The following is a 3,736-nucleotide window of genomic DNA, read 5'->3' as shown; positions in this document are numbered from 1 at the left end:
GTGGCGGAATTGGCAGACGCACTAGACTTAGGATCTAGCGTCTTTGACGTGGGGGTTCAAGTCCCTCCACGCGCATCTCTGAATTGTCAGACAGGATCAAGAGTATGTAAGGTAAGTACCTTGCTTTACTCTAGATCCTGTCTGTCTATATTTAGAAACCCTTGATATGGTTCAAGGGTTTTTTCATGTTTTTAATCGCCCCGAAAATCAGTTCATGTAGAAATGGGCTCACGCATAAATGCCCAGGGCATAAGCTGGCGTATAGGTTTATACCTAAACCATGAGCGAAGGGCAGGCGTTAACTTTTGGCGACTTCTTATATGGATTATACGTTACCAACCACACAGTTCACGTATGATGTAAACCAGAATCAATTGTTCAAAAAGGATGAAAATAACTACATCAATTCCCTATCCATTAAACAGTTAAACACATTGGGGAATGCATCTCTGCTGGATATTTATTTAAGTACTGGCAATGTCGTTGAACCTCACATACATCAAAATGCAACAGAGCTGGTCTATTGTATTAGTGGTTCTGCTGTCGTTTCCCTGATCAATCCCTTTACCAACGAATTGTTAAACTTTCCTATTAACCCTGGCCAGGTAGCGAATGTTCCCCAAGGCTGGTGGCATTATGAAGTTGCGACAGTTGATCAGACTCACCTGCTGGCCATTTTCGATGCTCCGGTCCCAGAAGCGATATTTGGTTCAGACATTCTGCGTTTGACGCCTGCAAGTGTGCTGGCCCATACGTATTGTCTGGATGAGAACAAGGTTAAAGAGACTTTAGCTCCTATTCAAAAGACGGTATTCATTGGACCGCCTGCAGATTGTGCAACTCAAGTGTCACCAGCTGCCGATAACATGCCTAAACCAAACAGCCAGCCGAACGTCCAACCAAATGTCCAACCAAACATTCAGCCTTATGTACAGATGCAATACGCGCCAAGTCCGGAATATATTTACCCTGATCCAATGAATCCAACGTATGGGCAAAATCCAAATGCTGCTTATGTACCAACAGAGTCAGATTATATGCCGTACACTGTACAGCGTCCTATTATTGGTAACGGTTGGAGATACTAATTATCCCCCATAATTTTTTGAAATGAATGTCACAGATTCATCTGTTCATTTGTCTTCAGTATGTACACTATAATACGGAGGCGAATGAGATGAGTTTGAGAATGAATTACAGAGCAGCGAATCCGGGGGCTTTCAAGGCATTAATGGCAATGGAGCAGTTTGTATCGGGTCAATTTGAGGATAAAGTATTATATGAATTGTTAAAAATCAGAGTTTCACAAATCAATGGCTGTGCCTTCTGTCTTGATATGCATGCCAAAGATCTGATGAAGCTTGGTGATTACTCAGATCATATCCTGCTGCTTAGCGTTTGGCGCGAAGCTCCTTTATTTTCGGAAAAAGAACGTGTTATGCTTGAATTGGCTGAAGCTGTGACCCGAATTTCTGAACAAGGGGTTCCACTGGAATTATACAATAAGGTCCGGGAACACTTTAGTGAAGAAGAACTGGTAGATCTAGTTATGGCGATTAATACCATTAACAACTGGAACCGGATTGCAATCACGACAGGCATGTATCCAGGCTGCTTTAATTAAACATTTCAAATACCGCTGCCAGAGGAGGCCTTCATATGAATCCTGATAAACTCACCAATGAACCGGAAGAGTCTTCTCTGGAAGTTGGTGAACTGTATATCCGTTATAAAGCATATGCGTTCTCCATTGCTTATCGAATGCTTGGAAGTGTTGTGGAGGCTGAGGATGTCGTACAGGACTGCTTTGCAGGGCTGCAAAGTAGATCTGACGAGGTGATCCGTCATCCCAAATCCTACATTGCCAAACTTGTAGTAAATCGGAGCCTGAATCTGCTGAATTCTGCGCGCAATCAAAGAGAACACTATGTTGGTGAGTGGCTTCCGGAGCCGATAGGCGAGGCAGTGGATCTGCCTGAGGAAACCTATGAGCAGAGAGAAATGATCTCTTATGCTTATATGGTACTGCTGGAACGTCTGACACCCGTGGAGCGGGCTGTATTTGTACTTCGTGAAGCCTTTCAGTATGAGTACCGGGAAATTGCCGATTGGCTTGGCAAAACGGAGAGCAATTGCCGTCAAATTTTCAGTCGAGCCAGACGTAACCTACCCGATCAACCTCCGGATAAGGTTCAGACCACCACTGATGATGCTAACAGAGAAAAATTGCTTGCACGTTTCACCACTGCCTTCCTTGCTTATGATGTAACAGCCATGCTCGATCTGCTCTCTGAACAACCTGTATTCACTGCTGATGGTGGTGGGCGTGTACATACGGTGATGAGAACGATGAAGGTTCACAAGGGTGTCCTAGCTCTTCTGACTTCTCGGCGTGTGCTTACCCGATTAAGGGAGCGGGAGTGGGTGCCAACCATCATCAATGGAGAGGTTCAGGTTGCGCTTTTGAACAATGGCAAGGTAAGCGAGGTCATATGCCTTCAGTCCGACTTATCGGGACAACGCATTGACGGGGTCTATTTGGTCGTTAACCCAGATAAACTCAGGACAATTGCAGCAAGAAGTCATTGAACCAGAATGCAGAAATTCAGTAATAATGATAATGAATAAAGCGGCATGCTCCTACAAAAGGAACAGCCGCTTTTTCTGTTATACAAGATCAGATTCAAAACAGGTATAATGCCTTAAACGTGCTTCGGAGTGAAACCCGAATGGGTGTGAATTTGATTCTCGTTATGAGCGTGGTATGATTCTAATGTGTGTTTGATGCCATTTCTAGGACCAATATGGAAGCAATTATTCGGAATTTCCGAAAATAAGTGGGGGAAGCTCTATTGAGACAGCTGAATTATTTTAAAGTTTTTATTTTCCTAAGCGTAGTTACTGTAGTGACAGTAGGACTGTACTTTGCAGCTGCAGACTGGCTGAACCAACGATATTACCGGTTTCTCATCTGGAATCTGTTTTTGGCTTGGATTCCTTTTGTTTTCTCTTTCATATCATATGGCTTCAGTGCATCGAAGTGGAGAGCTGCTCCATGGCTTGCGGTGGCAAGTGGACTCTTATGGTTATTGTTTTTCCCGAATGCGTCTTATATCGTAACGGATCTTGTTCATCTGACGGCGCGAAGCTCCCGTTATTATGCTGGCAACGGTCTGGATTACAAGTACTGGTACGATCTGATTGTTTTACTGATGTTTGTCTGGACAGGGCTGCTGCTTGGTTTTTTGTCCATGTATCAGCTCCAAGAGGTCATACATCGAAAAATGGGAAATGTGGCATCATGGGTCTTTGTATTGGCAGGTTGTGCATTGGGAAGTTACGGTGTCTTGCTCGGCAGGGTCTACCGACTTAATAGCTGGGATGTACTAACTAACCGTGATACACTGTTTAACTTAATGATAGAAAGTATCAGTCGTCCATCGCTTGCGTTTTGCCTGTTTTTTGGCGTATTTATTCTCGCTATCTACGTGACGCTGTATTATCTCATTAATGCAAATTCTACATATAAAAGTGATAATTAACTGCCGGAGCCTTCTACAGATGTCATGAGAAAAGAATATACTCTCATTAATGTCGCTTATTTAGCGGCTTTTTTATTTTATCGGAAACATTCACCCAGAGAGCAGGATATTTTAGTGATAAAAAAACAAACAAATCCATAAGAAATAGCGTTTATTAAATGATATTGTTTCTTAATAAAGCTATACTTGTATAG

At 43.0% G+C, this 3,736-nt stretch carries 4 protein-coding genes; all 4 read left to right on the top strand.

Features of this window, described 5'->3' with window-relative positions; genetic code table 11:
• Window positions 1-305: 305 nt before the first annotated feature.
• The 4 genes from AC3WQ3_RS28615 to AC3WQ3_RS28600 all read left to right on the top strand — a co-directional run bounded on the left by AC3WQ3_RS28615 (window position 306) and on the right by AC3WQ3_RS28600 (window position 3,542).
• Window positions 306-1,088, top strand: a complete 783-nt coding sequence (locus tag AC3WQ3_RS28615; protein WP_492474379.1) for a cupin domain-containing protein — start codon at window positions 306-308, stop codon at window positions 1,086-1,088.
• An 89-nt stretch (window positions 1,089-1,177) separates the two neighbouring features.
• Entirely contained in the window at window positions 1,178-1,624 is a 447-nt protein-coding gene (locus AC3WQ3_RS28610) for a carboxymuconolactone decarboxylase family protein (RefSeq protein WP_336782054.1), read from the top strand.
• A gap of 35 nt (window positions 1,625-1,659) precedes the next feature.
• Window positions 1,660-2,589, top strand: coding sequence for a sigma-70 family RNA polymerase sigma factor (locus AC3WQ3_RS28605; RefSeq protein ID WP_492474378.1), 930 nt, complete (start codon window positions 1,660-1,662; stop codon window positions 2,587-2,589).
• A 263-nt stretch (window positions 2,590-2,852) separates the two neighbouring features.
• On the top strand, window positions 2,853-3,542 hold the full coding sequence (locus AC3WQ3_RS28600; RefSeq protein WP_492474376.1) for a DUF1361 domain-containing protein: 690 nt from the start codon (window positions 2,853-2,855) through the stop codon (window positions 3,540-3,542).
• The last annotated feature ends 194 nt before the right edge of the window (window positions 3,543-3,736 follow it).

It is taken from the genome of Paenibacillus sp. FW104-T2 (genome assembly GCF_058789975.1).
This window is presented reverse-complemented; position numbering and strand designations above follow the sequence as displayed.